This is a genomic window from Capnocytophaga cynodegmi DSM 19736 (assembly GCF_000379185.1).
GTDB lineage: Bacteria > Bacteroidota > Bacteroidia > Flavobacteriales > Flavobacteriaceae > Capnocytophaga > Capnocytophaga cynodegmi.
Window position 1 is genome coordinate 164075 of record NZ_KB900703.1, and the last position, 16105, is coordinate 180179.

Genomic DNA, 16105 nt, shown 5'->3' on the forward strand with positions numbered 1-16105 from the left:
TCTTGTCAGTAAAAATTGATTTCTTGTCAGTAAAAATTCATTTCCTGTCGGACGAATCAAAAATCTGAACCTTACAAAGTCGAAACACGTTGTCCTTCTTGCACACTTCTCGCTCCTTCGCGAATAACTTTATCTCCTTTTTGAATTCCTGACAGAATTTCGGTAAATCCGTTTTGCGTTTTTCCGGTAGAAATCACAACACGCTCAGCAACGTACTGATTTTCATTATCTCCCTTTTTGGCAAGAAAAACATATTGTTCGCCCTGTGCATTTTCCGAAATGATATCCGTTGGTAGCAAGATAGCTTCTTTGTTCTGATAATCATTTACTTGCAAACGAGCCGTCATATTAGGTTTGATAGCGTTATTTTTGTTAGGCAAACGGATTTCAACCTTAAATGAACGATTTGCAGGATTGATAAAATTGGAAACTTGGCTTATTTTGGTGTCGAGCTGTTCGCCCAAAACGGAAATATCCACTTTGGCTTGTGAACCTTTTTTTACGTTAGCGACGTACTGCTCAGGCACTTCCGATTCCAAATACATATCCGATAAGTTTACGAGTCGAAGTACGGGCATTCCAGGGGCAACCACCGTTCCCACGTCGGTTATCACGTCGTCGATTACTCCCGAAAACGGAGCATAAATGTTGGCTTTGGCAACTTGTTTTTGCATCTGTTCCACGGCACTTTGTTGCGTTTCGTAAGCCGATTTGGCTTGTAAGTATTGAATTTCCGACCCGATTTTATTCTCCCACAATCGTGATTGACGCTCAAAAGTAGTTTTTGCTAGTTCGGCTTGGATTTTTAGTTGAGCCAGTTGTTGGGAAATTCCACCATCTTGAATTGATGCCAGGAGTTGTCCCTTTTGTACGTTTTGTCCTTTTTGTACGTGTATTCTTTCCAAAACGCCTCCGAATTCCGCATTTAGGGTGATATTTTGAGTGGTTTTTATCGTTCCTTGCAACTCCAAAAAGTGGTTGAAAAGTGTATCTTTCACTTCCAAAAGCGATACCAACACCTGACCCGACCCCTCTTCGGGGAATTTGCTGAGGGAAGCATCAAGGGAAGCGATTTGCGTTTCAAGCTCTTTTATTTTTGCAGAAATTTCATCTCTTTTCTGACGGATTTCCGTTTTTGAACCCTTCCCGATGACCTCTTCCACCGACGGATTTTTGGTTTCTCCGCACGATGCCAACAACACCAAAGCGGAAACGATAAGTTGAATGTTAATGTATTTCATTATATCTGATTTTATTTGTTGTTTGAATTATTTTTGTTTTGTAACATTTTTTTTGCACTTGCCAAAGAAACTACTTTTTTGCCTGTTCGGGCTTCAAGCTCTTCCCGAGCAACTTTGGCAACATTACCATCCTGCTGAGCCACAGCAATATTTTGCTCAAAGGTTTCGGGTTGTGTGACTTGTGAAATATCTTTGGTAGAGGCTTCGGCTAACATATTTAAAATAAGCTCCGTGTTAGTCATATTATCTCGCAAATTTTCTTTTTTCAATCCTTTAAGAACTTTGTATTCTTTGGTGGTTTTGCCTGACCAAGTTTTGGTAATAATATCGGTTAGGGTAGCGAATTGTTGTCCTTCTTTTACACCTCGTTTTTTCCACTCGTCGGTAAGTTCTTTACGAATTTCAATGCTTTTTAGCCGTTGGTTAATCCAATTTTCGGAATACCCGAGTTGAAGATATTGCTGTAAAGCTCGGTCTATGGAAATTTCGGGGTCTTGCATTTCGTCCAAACGTTCGCTACCTACCTGAGCCAACCAAAGTTTAAAAGGTTCGGCTTTGGGTGAGGGTACGGATTGGATAAGTCTTAGCAATTGTTCAGTATCAGCAACATCGGTTACACGCATTTTGCCATCCCGTGCTTCCATTTTCAACGTGTGACAATTCGTCACGGTTTCATTTCCTTCTTCTTTTAATCGTTGTTTAAGTTTTCTCCAATAAGCTGACGCATCAATACTTTCTGTTAAAACCTCAATCACATCAACGATGGAAAACCACCACTTTTCTTGTTGCTCGTCCCACTGCGAACGCACTTTTTTCTGTTCAAATATTTTTATGTTATTTTCCATTTTTCGTTTCTATTTTTTTGAGAAATTAAATTATTATTCCTAAAAACGGCTTCTCAATACGTTGAATCAATGCTATGAAATTGCGTTTGTAAAATACTTATCTTGTCTTAACCTCAATCTGTTCTCCACGAATGCAAATTGCTTGTGAATTGGTAATCGGGTATAAATCAAGTGCGTTGCCGTAAGTTGTTATAATTTTTTCAACAGCTTTTACAAACGGAAAGTTTGTGTAATGTGGTACAGGATAGAAATCAATCACATTAAGTGCTGAAAATGATGATAATTCAGGTGCTTCTTTAATGCTATCCATCTTTGCAACATATTCAATATTAGGAGAAAGAATCATAGAACCTGCTGACTCGCCAATGTAGGTCTTTCCTTTTAAAATTTCTTCCACGATGATTTTGTCTGCTCCTGATTTTTTCAATTCTTGAAGCAGAAAAAATGTATTTCCACCAGTGACATATATCAAGTCATTCGTTTGAAGTTTTTGTTTAATTTCGTCAGTTGTTGCGGTAGAGATTTCCAATTTATCAATAACGAATCCCATTTTTTCTAATGCTTTTTGACCAGCTTCAACATAAAAAGTTACTTTCTCCACCAAACTTGCTGTGGGGATAAATGTTATTTTTTTGCCTTCATTTCCCAAACCTATAAAATCCTCAAAAACAGAAGCTACATCCTTAAAAGATGAACATAAAAATATATTTTTCATATTTTCTAACTTTTTAAATATTGAACTTTTATATTGTGAATGTCTTGCGTTCTTTTCTTATGGCGGAATGGATACATCCATTCCCTACATTTTTACACCTGATGATATATCTCTTCAAACGGAACGCGGAATCTTTCGCCCCAAATGCCGCCCTCTTTTCGGATGCCACAAGTGATAATCATATTGATTTCTGTGTCGGAAGGAAGTTTCAACGCTTTTTTAACCAATTTGCTATCAAATCCTTCTAACGGACAGGTATCGTATTGTTTTTCAGCCATTGCTATCATAAAAGTTTGTACTGCCAATGCACAACTTTTATGCACAACGGTTCGTACTTCGGCTTCGGATACTTGCCTTACTATCGGGCGAAATAGTCCGATGCTGAGCACCATTATTTTGCGAACCCAACCTAACAAACCGAAACATCTGCGATATAAAAAAGGCATCAATTTACCATAATAGGTTTCTCGGTCTTTTATTCTCTTGGCTTGTCTTTCCGAGGGGCTGTTGCGTTGTACATTGCCTTTTTCAAACTCCAAAATGGCTTTGGCTCTTTCTTTATATAAATCTTGCCGAGTGACGAAAACCACCATTTGCTGAGCCGTTTTTGCAGCACTTTGCGACAAACAAGCTTCGGTTAGTTTCGCCAAAACGGATTTGTCGGTAACGTGATACGCCTCCCACAATTGCATATTGGAGCTTGTGGGAGCGAGCTGTGCAAACTCCAAACATTCGCGGACTTTTTCCGTTTCGATGGGTTGGGTTTCGTCATACAAACGCACGGCACGGCGGTAGTTTAATATATCTTTTAGGTTCATAATTTTTGTAATTATGTTTTATTTTTGAATTTCAGCCTAAGAATTTCGCCGGGCAATCCGTCAAAATCCTTATATTCCTGATGTTCAAAATGATTGTTTGTTAATATCTTCCTTGAAGGAATGTTTTTAGGGTCAATAATAGCAAAAAGTTCCTCTATTTGCGGATGATTTCGGGCAAAATCAATCAATCGTTTGGCGACTTTTCCTGCAAAGCCCTTGCCCCAAAATTCGGGTAAAATCATATAGCCTAATTCGGCTTCTTTGCTATCCGATGCTTCAATCTCTAATTTTGCAAATCCTACAAAAGATTGATTTTCAGGATTTATGATTTTAAAAATTCCAAAATCGTGATGTATTTGGTTTTTCGTCAATTCCTTATCAAAGTCACTTTTCGCTTCCTCCAACGGAATGGCTCGTTCGGTAATCATCTCCATTACACGAATATCGCCAACCAATTGAAAATAATGCTCAAAATCTTTATCTTCAAATTTACTTAAAATAAAATCCATAGTTTTTACAACAATTTTTCTAATTCGCTTTCTAAATATTGATGTTGCATCGGAAGGTTCAAAAATTCTAAAACATAAGGGTCTTTCAGTATGTCTTGAGGTTTGTGTATTTCTTGTCCTTTTTCAGCCAATTCCAAAATGCCCTTTTTATCTTTACTCAATGCTAAGCGATGAAAAAGCATACTTTTCATTTGTCTTTTAAGTTCCCTTACACTCCAATTGTCTTTTTCAGCCTGAATGGTATAGAATTTAATCGCCAAAGGCTGTTCCGCTTTCAGAATTTCAAAATAATGAGACCAACTCAATTTGTGAGACAATGTCTCACTATTTGGGAAACTTATATATAATTTTCTCATATAAAATAAGTTAGATCTGCTAAATCCTTTCCCATACACAGCAGTTAAGTCTTTTGATAATCGTTCTAAAAGTTCACTTCCATAAGTTGCTTTTTCTTTTCCTTTTTGTTCAAACTCCACAATATATCTACCTATCAACCAATAGGTATGTACCAAAATTGTATTAACAGAAGTAGCGGCTTGTTCTCTTCCTTTTTTAAGCAAGTTTCCTATTTCTGAAACTAAATTAGTATAATTTGTAGGTTCGATATTCATAATTTTTTCGTTTTCTTAATTAACCTGCAACGACTTTAAAACCTCTTTTTTATTTAACAGATTAACCATTGATTGCAGAAATTCTTGTTGGGCAGCATAGAGTTGCAATTGAGCTTGACGCAGGTCGAAACTCGTTGCCAAACCTTCGGTGTATTTGATTTGATTTTTGTTTTCGATTCGTTTTGCCAAGTCCAAATTTTCACGCAAGGTTTGATGTTCTTCTATGGAGAACTGCAAGTCACTCAATGCTTTATCGTGTTGCATTTGCAATTGTTGTTTGGTTAAATTCAAATTGTTTTTTGACTTTTCTAACTCAATTTGAGAGCGTTGCACCTTACTTGAACGCATAAATGAACTGAAAATTGGGATTTCTAAACTTACACCAAAAAGAGCACTCCCGAACCATCTTTTGTTCGTGTCGAAAAACGAAAATTTGTCGTCAAAAGCGTTGTATGCTCCGTTGAGGAAAGCACTCAAACGAGGCAAAGATTGACTTTTTTCAAACTTTACTAACAATTCCTGCGAACGTACACTATTGGAAGCAATTTTAAAATCAATATTCGATTCCAAATTGAAATTTGTTTCATTTTCAATACTTTCGGCTATGGTTTGTGTTGTGAGTTGCTCCAAATTGTCTTTTAGTTGCACTTGGTCGTCCAAATTTAAACCCAAAGTGATGTTGAGCATTTTTTTGGAAAGTTCGTACAAACGCTTGGTATTGTTTAAGTTATTGTTGATGTTCGCCAATGTGATTTGTAGCTGTTCCACATTTTCTTCTTCGCCCAATCCGTTTTCAAAAATGGCTTTGGTTTCGTTCAAATTTTTCTCCAAAACACGCTTATTTTCTTCTAAAATTCGGATACTTTCTTCCGAAAGCAGCACATTGGCATAAGCATCAACAACGGTTTTTCGCAATTCGATGTCGCTTTTCTGTTTGGAAAGTTCTGAAATTTGTAAATATACCTTAGCACTTTGTAAACCAACCAAATAAGAGCCATCGAAAATCAATTGCGAAAGTGTGGCAGAAGCATTTACGTTTTGCTTCGTTCCGAAAGTGGCTTCGGCAAATTCGCCTTTCTGTCCTCCGAAAAATTCCGCAGGAATAAGCGTAACTTGTTGTTTTAAAAAGTGTTGATAATCTACTTTTGCGTTGATTTGAGGCAATCCGGTAGCGGTGGCTTCCCATTTCTTTTTTCGGGCAGCCTCAATGTCTGCTGCTGCATTTTTGGATTTTAAATTGTTTTCAATGGCAAAAGCAACGGCTTCTTCCAATGAAAATCGATATATTTGAGTCTCTTGCGAAAATCCTGACAATCCGCAGAAAACCAGTAAAATAAAAATAAATTTATGATTCATTGTATTTATTATGAATTTTTTAATTATATGATTTTTAGTTTTTTAATTCTTTTTGTTTTTTCTTAAAATCTCTTCCAACGTGGTAACGCCTTTCGGGGTGGCAATGGCTCGAATGTGGAATTCCAGATAATTTGCCGAAATGATGTTTTTGTCATAATCCTTGAAAAAGAGTAAATCATTACCCGATTCAATCATAATGTGCAAGTATAATCGCATTGTAAAATCCAAGTTGATATCTTTTCGGTACATTCCCAATTCAATACCTCTTTTTAAGTTTTCCAGAATTAATCCGCCAACTTCTTGCAATTGTTTGTTTTGTAGCTCTTTGTATATTTTGGGGTAATATTTCTGTAGCTGTTTTTGGGGCGAATTATTCACAATTACAGGCTGACACGAAAAGAAACGCTCCACTTCGTAAAGCTGCTTGATGGGACTCTGTTCATTGGTCATAATTGCTTTGGTTTGTTCGTTGAGTTCCTTACTAACGTATAGAACCACTGTTTGGATAAGGTCGGTTTTATCCTTAAAGTGATTGTAGAGCGTTTTTTTGGAAACTCCCGCTTTTCGGGCAATATCGTCCATCGTAACGGATTTGATACCTAAGTCAATCAGAAGGTCACGTGCTATTGTAATGAGTTGTTCTTTTGCCATCGTTTTGTTTTTCGGTGCAAAAATAGCAAGGAAACTGAAAAAACCAAATTAGTTTCCTTGTTTTTATGATATATTTAACTTACTTGATAAATTTGATTTTTCTGAAAATAACATTCGTTTATCATTTGTTTTTTTACCTTTGTCGCTAAAGATTTTTTAAAAAAGTAATTTATGCCTACATATAAGTGTATCTTTGAGAATAATAAAAAATGGGTGGAGAGAAAAAGAGGAGAAAATATGAATTTTTTCAAAGAATTGGCTAAAAATCAAAATCCAGATTTTTTGTACATTGGGTGTTCAGATAGCCGTGTAACTGCCGAAGAATTAATGGGTTTGGGTCCTGGAGAGGTGTTTGTACATCGAAATATTGCCAATGTGGTTAATACTCTTGATATGAGTTCAACAGCTGTAATTCAGTATGCGGTGGAGCATCTGAAAGTAAAACACATTATCGTTTGTGGGCATTATGGTTGCGGTGGAGTAAAAGCAGCGATGCAGTCAAAAGATTTTGGATTGTTAAATCCTTGGCTTAGAACCATTCGTGATGTGTATCGTTTGCATCAAACGGAATTGGATAATATTAGCGATGAAGAACTCCGCTACCAACGTTTGGTAGAATTAAACGTTTTAGAGCAATGCCTAAATGTTATCAAAATGGCTTGTGTACAAGAAAGTTATCTTAAACATAAATTTCCAACTGTTCACGGTTGGGTTTTTGATTTGAAAACAGGACGTTTGATTGATTTGAATATCAACTTTGAAGAAGTTTTGAGCGAAGTTCAAAAAATATACAACCTTACAGGACAGGAAAAGTGCAAGGATTAGAAAATAGGATTTTGTCTTTTTATGAAAGAATGATATTTTATGGCTCTGAAAATCATTTTTTGGTATAATAAAAGTAATAAAAAACGGCTATTGTTAACGATTTGATAACATATATTATGTTCGATTAGCGGATATTTGCCTCAAAAAAGAATAAGTATGGAACAAGTGTACATCTTTATGCTCTTCGTTTTCTTTGTCCTTGCTGTTGTTGATTTGACGGTGGGGGTGAGTAACGATGCAGTAAATTTTTTAAACTCGGCAGTGGGTTCAAAAGTAGCAACCTTACGAACTATTATGATTATAGCCAGTATTGGTGTGGCTTTTGGAGCTATTTTTTCAAGTGGAATGATGGAAATTGCCCGAAAAGGAATTTTTAATCCAACAGAATTTTATTTTGATGAAGTGATGGTCATTTTTATGGCAGTTATGCTCGCCGACATATTACTTCTCGATCTTTTCAATACGTTAGGATTACCGACATCAACTACCGTTTCTATTGTATTTGAATTACTTGGAGCTGCGGTTTGTTTGGCAATTATTAAAATCAGTACGAACGGAGAATCACTTACAACACTTGGGCAGTATATTAACACAAAAGAAGCAACCAAAATAGTAACGGGGATTTTTACATCAATTGTAATTGCCTTTACAGTGGGGACAATTGTTCAGTATTTAGCTCGATTGGTTTTTTCTTTCCGTTATGAAAAAAATATCAGATATGTAGGAGGTATTTTTGGTGGAATTGCTTTAACAGCACTTACTTACTTCATTATTTTTAAAGGATTGAAAGGAGTTGCTTTCGTCTCAAAAGAAGCAATTAACTGGATGGATACAAACATCGTCTATATTTTGCTCGGATGTGTTGTTTTTTATTCAGTACTTTCTCACATTTTAATTCAGCTAAGAATTAATATATTCCGAATAGTTATCTTGAGTGGTACGTTTGCCTTGGCGATGGCTTTTGCTGGAAACGATTTGGTTAACTTCATCGGGGTTCCTGTGGCTGCTTGGCAATCGTTTGAGTTATGGCAACATTCAGGAGAAGAGCATAATAGTTTCTTGATGTCTGGCTTGAGTGAAGGAATGACGGCACCAACATCTTTGTTGCTTTTGGCGGGGTCTATAATGGTTCTGACGCTTTGGTTCTCTAAAAAAGCACGTAATGTGATGGAAACAGAGGTAAGCCTTTCACATCAGGGCGATGGAGATGGAGAAGAAAAATTTGCTTCGAATATGCTGTCTCGCCTTATTGTCAGGATTACGGTATTCATTTCCTACGTGGTTAATGCTGTTATTCCAAAATCGTTGAGCAAGAAAATAGACAAACGTTTTGAGAAGCCAGAGGAAGATTCAAAAACTCGTAAAGAAGATTTACCCGCATTTGATTTGGTTCGTGCGGCAATGAATCTGGTTGTTTCGAGTAGCTTGATAGCGATGGGAACTTCTTTAAAACTTCCATTATCAACAACTTATGTTACTTTTATGGTGGCGATGGGTTCTTCTTTGGCTGACAGAGCTTGGGGGAGAGATAGCGCCGTTTATCGTGTGGCGGGAGTAATCAGAGTTGTTGGAGGCTGGTTTATGACTGCAATTGTTGCCTTTTTCGGAGCGTTTATTGTTGCTGCTGTTTTGTATTATGGTGAGATTATCGGATTAATTTCTCTGATTTCGTTTGTTGGATTTTTGTTATTCCGCAGTGCGATGAGTTACAAGAAAAAACAAAAAGAAAAAGAAGAGAATAAAAGAAATATGTTCGAACAGGCTGATTTAGCGACTATTAGTGGAGTTATCAAAGAAAGTTCAAATTATATAGCAACTACAATTTCGAAGATTGAAACTGTTTATGGTGAAGTTGTTAAAAACTTAGGAACTCAGGATTTGGGCAATTTGACTAAGGACAAAAAAACAACTAAAAAGTTAGAAAAAGAACTCGATGGTTTGAAAGGAAACGTTTTTTACTTCATTAAGTCTTTGAATGAGAGTTCTGTGGCTTCGAGTAAGTTTTACATAATGATTTTGGATAACTTACAGGATATGGCACAATCGCTACACGCCATAACTACGCATAGTTACGAACACGTTAATAATAATCATAAGAATCTAAAATTTAATCAGTTAAGAGATTTGAAGTGGATTTCAGAAAGTCTTGAAAAATTACTTCAAAACGAAGCGAAATTGTTCACAGGAGAAAATTACTCGAATCTAAATCAAATCTTGCAAGAAGGTATGATTTTGAAAAAAGATGTTTCGAGAATGGTACAAAAGCAGATTGATAGAATCCGAACCTCTGAAACAAGTCCGAAAAATACCAAATTGTATTTCAACTTGTTACTCGAAACGAATGCTTTAGTACGTGCAAATAACAATCTCTTATTACAATTCAAAGAGTTTCAGGAGGAGCAAAAGAAAGTGAAATAAAATATTAAGACAACAAAGTGAAACTCCAAATTTCGTGAAGAAGTTTGGAGTTTTTCCTTTTTTTAAGATTAATTATTTGTTTTCTTAGCAAAAAGGCATATCTTTGAGGAATTATTAATTAGTAATTTCGGATTTTTAAATCTTTGTTTCATCTGCATATTTATGAAAATTTTATTTACAGAACAAATACAGCAGGCATATAATCAAACTATTAAAAAACAGAACATAACTTGCAAGAAGCTTATGGAGAGGGCTTCTAGGCAGGTTTTTTTGTGGTTACAAGAGAACACGGATTTAAATAAAAAAGTAGTAATTTATGTTGGTGTGGGCAACAATGGCAGTGATGGGTTGGCTGTTGCTCAAATGCTTTCCAAAGCCAAGAGAAATGTAGAGGTTTTTATAGTAAATTTTAATGAAAATCCAACAGAGGAATTTTTGAAAAATTTAGGTACACTTGTCCGAAATAAAAAAGTAAAAATAAATGATTTGTATTCCTGTTCGGAAATTCCTGAAATTCCATCAGATGTGATCGTTGTAGATGCTATTTTTGGAGCGGGTTTTAATCGATATGTTTCCGATTGGATGCAATGTATTTTTGAAAAAATCAATGAATCAGGAGCTTATGTGGTAAGCATTGATATTCCTTCAGGTCTCTATTTGGATAGAATACCGATGATGGATGAAGTTTTTGTTCAACCTAATGTTGTGCTTACATTTCAAGTCCCAAAATTGATTTTCTTACTGCCCGAAACAGGAAAATATATTCCCAATTGGCAAATGTTGGACATTGGTCTGGATACATCTGTTATAGATGAAATAGATTCTGATTACCAATTTGTTACTGATGAGGATGTTGCCAAAATATATAAGCCGAGAGATAAATTTTCACACAAAGGTTCGTTCGGACACGCTCTACTAGTTGGAGGAAGCTATGGTAAAATGGGGGCAATGGTTTTGAGTGGAAATGCAGTGTTAAGGTCAGGAGCAGGTTTGTTGACGATGCTCTCGCCCCAATCTGGATATGAAATCTTGCAAACCGCTGTGCCTGAAGCAATGGTAATTACCTCAGAGGGGAAAAAATATCTTTCTCCTACAAAAGTATTTTTTGAACCCTCTGCAATAGGGGTAGGAGTGGGTATGGGAACTCAGTCGCAAACAGCGGAAACCTTGTTTGACCTATTTGAACAATATCCTAATACACCATTTGTAATTGATGCCGATGCACTGAATATTCTTTCCGAAAACCCAAAAGAATTTTCTAAAATCCCTAAAAGTGCTATCTTGACACCACATCCTGTTGAGTTGGAACGACTTATTGGTTCTTGGAAAGATGATTTTGATAAGATAAAGAAAGCAAAAAAATTCGCGAAAAAACATCAAGTAATTGTAATTATAAAAGGAGCTTATACAATGATTACCGATGGATCTCATTTTTGGGTGAATTCTACAGGTAATGCTGGAATGGCAACAGCAGGTAGTGGCGATGTGCTTACAGGAATTTTGATAGGATTACTATCTCAGGGATATAGTTCTTTGGAATCAAGTATTTTAGGTGTATATTTACACGGAAAGGCAGGTGATAAAATTGCCTCCGAAAAAGGGCAAGAGAATCTCATTGCAAGTGACTTATATAGAGAAATAAAATTTAACTATTTTTTAAGATTGTACAATTAAACGGAATTAAAATTGTGGTGTTTCTTTTATTTCCTTACCTTTGCTCGGTGCAGATACTAATATGAAAGAATTTACTTTTTTACAAAGTCCAGAAATAACCGCAATTTGGATTTTTGTGTTGTCGTTTGCGGTCTGTTATTTGGCAATGCCCAGTATCATATATGTTGTGAGGCAGAGAAATTTGATGGATAATCCCAACGAAAGAAGCTCTCATTCACAAAAAACACCAACAATGGGAGGTATAGCCTTCTATATCAGCTTGATTTTTACCCTCTTTTTCATTGGTAGATATGATGTTAATTATACGGGAATTAATATCGTTTCGGGTGTTAGTATTATGTTTTTCTTAGGACTTAAGGACGACTTAACAGGAGTGAATCCAAGCACTAAAGTTGTAGCCCAGATTGTAGCCACTTTCATATTACTTTTGTTCGGAACAGAATTGAGAATATATTCTTTGTCTGGTTTTCTGTGGTTTGACGAAATTCCCTTCTGGTTTTCAATGCTTTTCAGTTGCTTCGTTGTAATGACTATTGTTAATTCTTTTAATTTGATTGATGGAATCAACGGTTCGGCGGCAATGGTAGGTATTGTTATCTTTGCGTGTTTTGGTTGTGTTTTTTATCAATCTGAAGATATATATTATTTCTTATTTTCGATTTTGTGTATTGGTTTTTTATTGGCTTTTTTAAGATATAATTTATCTTCCAAGAAGAAAATCTTTATGGGAGATACTGGCTCAATGGTTGTGGGTTTCATTATTGGTATTTTGGCATTAAAGTTTCTCTCGTTGTCTTCCACAGATTTGGAAAAAGCATACATCAATCCGCTTAATAAAATATGGGTTTTATTGGCTATCGTTTTTATTCCTTTCTTTGATACCACACGTGTTTTCATTGCAAGAACCATTCGAGATGGAAAACCCTTCAAAGCTGACCGAAATCATATTCATCACGTGATGATTGATTATATGGCACTTTCACACGGGAGAGCAAGTCTTTTGTTGGCTACAATCAATTTGGTGATTTTTCTTATCGTTATGTTTCTAAATACAATTTTTTCGCCTATTCACCTGTTTGCTTCAATATTTCTGATTTTCATAGGATTGGTGATAACATTGTTTTATTTTAACAGAAGTTATATAACAAGAAAAAGCAAACATAAGATTCGAAAAATATTAAACTCATCAGGATTAAACAAAATCAATAAAAAACAAAAACACAGTGACAAAGCAGACTAAGAAAGAAACTCCCTTAATGAAGCAATACAATCAGATTAAAGCAAAATATCCTGATGCGTTGTTGCTTTTCAGGGTGGGGGATTTTTATGAAACGTTTGGTGAGGACGCTGTAAAGGCTGCCCAAGTGCTTGATATTGTGCTTACCAACCGAAATAATGGTAGCGAACGCACGGAACTTGCTGGGTTTCCGCATCATTCGATAAACAACTATTTGCCAAAATTAGTCAAGGCAGGTTATAGGGTTGCGATTTGTGACCAACTTGAAGACCCTAAAACTGTGAAAGGCATCGTGAAACGCGGTGTTACTGAGCTGGTTACCCCTGGTGTGGCTTTAAATGATGATATTCTTCATTCAAAATCGAACAACTTTTTGGCTTCCGTATGGTTTGCAAAAAATATAAACGGAGTCAGTTTTCTGGATATTTCCACAGGTGAATTTTTGGTAGCACAAGGAGATAAAGCTAACATTGATAAGTTATTACAAAACTTCAAGCCGAGCGAAGTTCTGGTGGCGAAAAAGCAAAAAAAAGAGTTTACAGAAAGCTTTGGTGATGATTTTCATCTTTTCTTTTTAGAAGATTGGGTGTACAAGGAGGATTACGCTCGTCAAATTCTAACGCAACATTTTCAAACCAATTCTTTAAAAGGATTTGGCGTAGAGGAACTTACAGAATCTTTATTAGCTGCGGGTTCTATCCTTTATTATTTGACTGAAACACAGCATAATAAATTACAACATATTACTTCCATTCAGCGGATTGTGGAAGATGCTTACGTGTGGTTGGATAAGTTCACTATTCGCGATTTGGAGCTTTATACAGGAACTTCCAGCCAATCGGTAACGCTTTTGGACGTCATTGACAAAACGATTTCCGCAATGGGTAGCCGAACCTTAAAACGCTGGTTAGCACTTCCGTTGAAGGATATTGCCAAAATAAAGCAACGTCACGAGGTGGTTTTGCACTTTATGGGGCATATTGATATGTTGCAAAAGATTAAAGAGCATATTTCAAAAATAAGTGATATTGAGCGACTTATTTCAAAAGTTGCGACAGGGAAGATTACGCCTCGTGAGGTCGTTCAGCTGAAAAATTCACTGGAAATGATTCCTCCGATAAAAGAAATATGCAATCAAGCTAAAAATCACGATTTGAATGTTTTAGCCGATAAATTGCATTTGTGTGAAGAGCTTTGTAATCAGATTGCTGTAACGCTTAATGAGGAAGCTCCCGTCAATATTCTGAAAGGAAATGTTATAAAGGAAGGAGTTTCTGCGGAATTGGACGAACTTCGCAAACTTTCTGTTTCAGGGAAAGCCTATTTGGACGAGATGCTCAAAAGAGAGACCGAAAAAACTGGAATTTCATCTTTAAAAATCGATTATAACAACGTTCACGGATATTATATTGAGGTTCGTAACACGCACAAAGACAAGGTTCCGCAAGATTGGATTCGTAAACAAACCCTCGTTAATGCCGAACGATACATTACGGAGGAATTAAAAACTTACGAAGCTAAAATTTTAGGAGCAGAAGAGAAAATAGCACAACTTGAACAAGCTATTTTTGCCGAATTGATTATTTCGATAGGAAATTATATTGCTCAGGTACAGCAAAATGCAACGCTTATTGGTCAGTTGGATTGCCTCTGTGGATTTGCTTCACTTGCTCTTGAAAATAATTACAATCGCCCTGAAATGGACGAATCTTTCGTTCTGGACATCAAAGATGGAAGGCATCCTGTCATTGAAAAACAGTTGCCTGTGGGCGTTCCTTATATCGCCAATGATGTATATCTTGACCGTGATTCACAGCAAATTATAATGATTACAGGACCCAATATGTCAGGTAAATCGGCGATTTTGCGTCAGACGGCACTCATTGTTTTGTTGGCACAGATTGGAAGTTTTGTTCCAGCAGATTCAGCACGAATAGGCATTGTAGATAAGATTTTTACGCGTGTTGGGGCTAGTGATAATATTTCAATGGGAGAATCAACTTTTATGGTTGAAATGAACGAAGCAGCCCTGATTTTGAATAATATATCAGAACGAAGTTTGGTTTTACTTGATGAAATAGGCAGAGGAACAAGTACTTACGACGGGATTTCTATCGCTTGGGCAATAGCTGAATATTTGCACGAACATCCATCAAAGGCAAAAACCTTATTTGCAACACATTACCACGAACTTAATGAAATGACTGATAGTTTCGATCGGATTAAAAACTTCAACGTTTCAGTCAAAGAAACTAAGGATAATGTACTGTTTATCCGAAAGTTAGTTTCTGGGGGTTCTGCTCATAGTTTTGGTATTCACGTAGCAAAAATGGCAGGAATGCCTCAATTTGTTATTCAGAAGGCCAATAAAATGCTTAAAAAACTGGAAAGTTCACACGCTTCGCAAGATACTTCACAAAAGTTAAAATCGGCTCAAAAAGAAATGCAACTTAGTTTTTTCAATATGGACGACCCACTTCTGGAAGAAATAAAGTCAGAGATTTTGCAGTTGGATATCAATACATTAACTCCCGTTGAAGCATTGATGAAACTTAATGAACTTCGAAGAATGATAAGTCAGTAAATTTAAAATGTTTCTGTGAAGTATTTAAGTTACGTCATATCATTTTTGTTTCACCCAATATGGTTTCCCATATATGGAACGATACTTTTTTTGCTAGCGGTCCCTGTGTTTTTGCCTATTGAAGAAATGAAAAACACTTGGACACTGTTAGTTATCGTTTCAGTGGCTGCTCCTACTTTGTTATATCTTATTTTGTACACGATAAATTGGATAGATTCTCCGTTTGCAGTTTCGGCTGAGAAGCGGAAATGGGTTCTTTATGGTTATATTTCTCTTTTGGTGATTATTGCTTTGAAAATCATAACAATAGATAAATATCCCATATTGTATCTGTATATAATAAATCTGGCATTAGGTTGCTTTATAATTATATTTATGCAATTTTTCAAGCTATTAGGAAGCTTGCCTGTAATGTTGATGGGAGGAATTACAGGTTTTGCAGTATTTTTAAGTATATTTTATAATATTGATTTATTGTATGTAATATCAACTTTGGTTTTTATCAGTGGGTTGGTAGCTTCTTCACAAATCTATCTGTTTGGAAAGACGCTTTTGGTTTGTTTTCTGAGTTGGATTATAGGTTTTTTACCGCAAATATGTCTACTTTGGTTGAAGTTTTAG

At 36.0% G+C, this 16105-nt stretch carries 14 protein-coding genes; 6 read left to right on the top strand and 8 right to left on the bottom strand.

Features of this window, described 5'->3' with window-relative positions; genetic code table 11:
- Positions 1-71: 71 nt before the first annotated feature.
- The 8 genes from YW9_RS0100705 to YW9_RS0100740 all read right to left on the bottom strand — a co-directional run bounded on the left by YW9_RS0100705 (position 72) and on the right by YW9_RS0100740 (position 6746).
- Positions 72-1241 carry an efflux RND transporter periplasmic adaptor subunit gene (locus YW9_RS0100705; protein ID WP_018278254.1) on the bottom strand — a complete coding sequence of 390 codons (1170 nt, stop codon included), beginning with the start codon at positions 1239-1241 and terminating at the stop codon, positions 72-74.
- A gap of 11 nt (positions 1242-1252) precedes the next feature.
- On the bottom strand, positions 1253-2086 hold the full coding sequence (locus YW9_RS0100710; protein WP_018278255.1) for a BRO-N domain-containing protein: 834 nt from the start codon (positions 2084-2086) through the stop codon (positions 1253-1255).
- Positions 2087-2183: 97 nt separating this feature from the next.
- Entirely contained in the window at positions 2184-2801 is a 618-nt protein-coding gene (locus tag YW9_RS0100715) for a peptidase E (RefSeq protein ID WP_018278256.1), read from the bottom strand.
- Between the two features lie 92 nt (positions 2802-2893).
- Positions 2894-3619: a nitroreductase family protein gene (locus tag YW9_RS0100720; RefSeq protein ID WP_018278257.1), complete on the bottom strand. Its 726-nt coding sequence runs from the start codon at positions 3617-3619 to the stop codon at positions 2894-2896.
- Between the two features lie 11 nt (positions 3620-3630).
- Positions 3631-4128 (bottom strand): GNAT family N-acetyltransferase, encoded by a 498-nt coding sequence (locus YW9_RS0100725; protein ID WP_018278258.1) that lies wholly within the window; start codon positions 4126-4128, stop codon positions 3631-3633.
- Between the two features lie 5 nt (positions 4129-4133).
- Positions 4134-4739, bottom strand: coding sequence for a DUF1016 N-terminal domain-containing protein (locus tag YW9_RS12335; protein WP_018278259.1), 606 nt, complete (start codon positions 4737-4739; stop codon positions 4134-4136).
- A 15-nt stretch (positions 4740-4754) separates the two neighbouring features.
- On the bottom strand, positions 4755-6095 hold the full coding sequence (locus YW9_RS0100735) for a TolC family protein (RefSeq protein WP_026193699.1): 1341 nt from the start codon (positions 6093-6095) through the stop codon (positions 4755-4757).
- A gap of 42 nt (positions 6096-6137) precedes the next feature.
- The gene (locus YW9_RS0100740) at positions 6138-6746 is read right to left on the bottom strand and encodes a TetR/AcrR family transcriptional regulator (protein WP_018278261.1); all 609 of its coding nucleotides are present in this window, start codon (positions 6744-6746) and stop codon (positions 6138-6140) included.
- A 171-nt stretch (positions 6747-6917) separates the two neighbouring features.
- Here YW9_RS0100740 and YW9_RS0100745 point away from each other — a divergent pair, with 171 nt between their 5' ends.
- The 6 genes from YW9_RS0100745 (at position 6918) to YW9_RS0100770 (ending at position 16105) form a co-directional block, all read left to right on the top strand.
- Positions 6918-7571 carry a carbonic anhydrase gene (locus YW9_RS0100745; RefSeq protein ID WP_018278262.1) on the top strand — a complete coding sequence of 218 codons (654 nt, stop codon included), beginning with the start codon at positions 6918-6920 and terminating at the stop codon, positions 7569-7571.
- 156 nt (positions 7572-7727) lie between these two features.
- Positions 7728-9989, top strand: a complete 2262-nt coding sequence (locus YW9_RS0100750; protein WP_018278263.1) for an inorganic phosphate transporter — start codon at positions 7728-7730, stop codon at positions 9987-9989.
- Between the two features lie 162 nt (positions 9990-10151).
- A complete protein-coding gene (locus YW9_RS0100755; RefSeq protein WP_018278264.1) occupies positions 10152-11663 on the top strand; it encodes a bifunctional ADP-dependent NAD(P)H-hydrate dehydratase/NAD(P)H-hydrate epimerase in 1512 nt (503 codons plus the stop codon).
- A gap of 61 nt (positions 11664-11724) precedes the next feature.
- Positions 11725-12903 (top strand): undecaprenyl/decaprenyl-phosphate alpha-N-acetylglucosaminyl 1-phosphate transferase, encoded by a 1179-nt coding sequence (locus YW9_RS0100760; protein WP_018278265.1) that lies wholly within the window; start codon positions 11725-11727, stop codon positions 12901-12903.
- 16 nt (positions 12904-12919) lie between these two features.
- Complete coding sequence (mutS, locus tag YW9_RS0100765; RefSeq protein WP_174269781.1) at positions 12920-15484, top strand: DNA mismatch repair protein MutS; 2565 nt, start codon at positions 12920-12922, stop codon at positions 15482-15484.
- 126 nt (positions 15485-15610) lie between these two features.
- Positions 15611-16105: a hypothetical protein gene (locus YW9_RS0100770; RefSeq protein ID WP_231555504.1), complete on the top strand. Its 495-nt coding sequence runs from the start codon at positions 15611-15613 to the stop codon at positions 16103-16105.

What these genes read in the sequence shown, in the direction of transcription:
- YW9_RS0100705 (WP_018278254.1), bottom strand. Translation starts at nt 1,241, where the DNA reads ATGAAATACATTAACATTCAACTTATCGTTTCCGCTTTGGTGTTGTTG.
- YW9_RS0100710 (WP_018278255.1), bottom strand. Translation starts at nt 2,086, where the DNA reads ATGGAAAATAACATAAAAATATTTGAACAGAAAAAAGTGCGTTCGCAG.
- YW9_RS0100715 (WP_018278256.1), bottom strand. Translation starts at nt 2,801, where the DNA reads ATGAAAAATATATTTTTATGTTCATCTTTTAAGGATGTAGCTTCTGTT.
- YW9_RS0100720 (WP_018278257.1), bottom strand. Translation starts at nt 3,619, where the DNA reads ATGAACCTAAAAGATATATTAAACTACCGCCGTGCCGTGCGTTTGTAT.
- YW9_RS0100725 (WP_018278258.1), bottom strand. Translation starts at nt 4,128, where the DNA reads ATGGATTTTATTTTAAGTAAATTTGAAGATAAAGATTTTGAGCATTAT.
- YW9_RS12335 (WP_018278259.1), bottom strand. Translation starts at nt 4,739, where the DNA reads ATGAATATCGAACCTACAAATTATACTAATTTAGTTTCAGAAATAGGA.
- YW9_RS0100735 (WP_026193699.1), bottom strand. Translation starts at nt 6,095, where the DNA reads ATGAATCATAAATTTATTTTTATTTTACTGGTTTTCTGCGGATTGTCA.
- YW9_RS0100740 (WP_018278261.1), bottom strand. Translation starts at nt 6,746, where the DNA reads ATGGCAAAAGAACAACTCATTACAATAGCACGTGACCTTCTGATTGAC.
- YW9_RS0100745 (WP_018278262.1), top strand. Translation starts at nt 6,918, where the DNA reads ATGCCTACATATAAGTGTATCTTTGAGAATAATAAAAAATGGGTGGAG.
- YW9_RS0100750 (WP_018278263.1), top strand. Translation starts at nt 7,728, where the DNA reads ATGGAACAAGTGTACATCTTTATGCTCTTCGTTTTCTTTGTCCTTGCT.
- YW9_RS0100755 (WP_018278264.1), top strand. Translation starts at nt 10,152, where the DNA reads ATGAAAATTTTATTTACAGAACAAATACAGCAGGCATATAATCAAACT.
- YW9_RS0100760 (WP_018278265.1), top strand. Translation starts at nt 11,725, where the DNA reads ATGAAAGAATTTACTTTTTTACAAAGTCCAGAAATAACCGCAATTTGG.
- mutS (WP_174269781.1), top strand. Translation starts at nt 12,920, where the DNA reads ATGAAGCAATACAATCAGATTAAAGCAAAATATCCTGATGCGTTGTTG.
- YW9_RS0100770 (WP_231555504.1), top strand. Translation starts at nt 15,611, where the DNA reads ATGAAAAACACTTGGACACTGTTAGTTATCGTTTCAGTGGCTGCTCCT.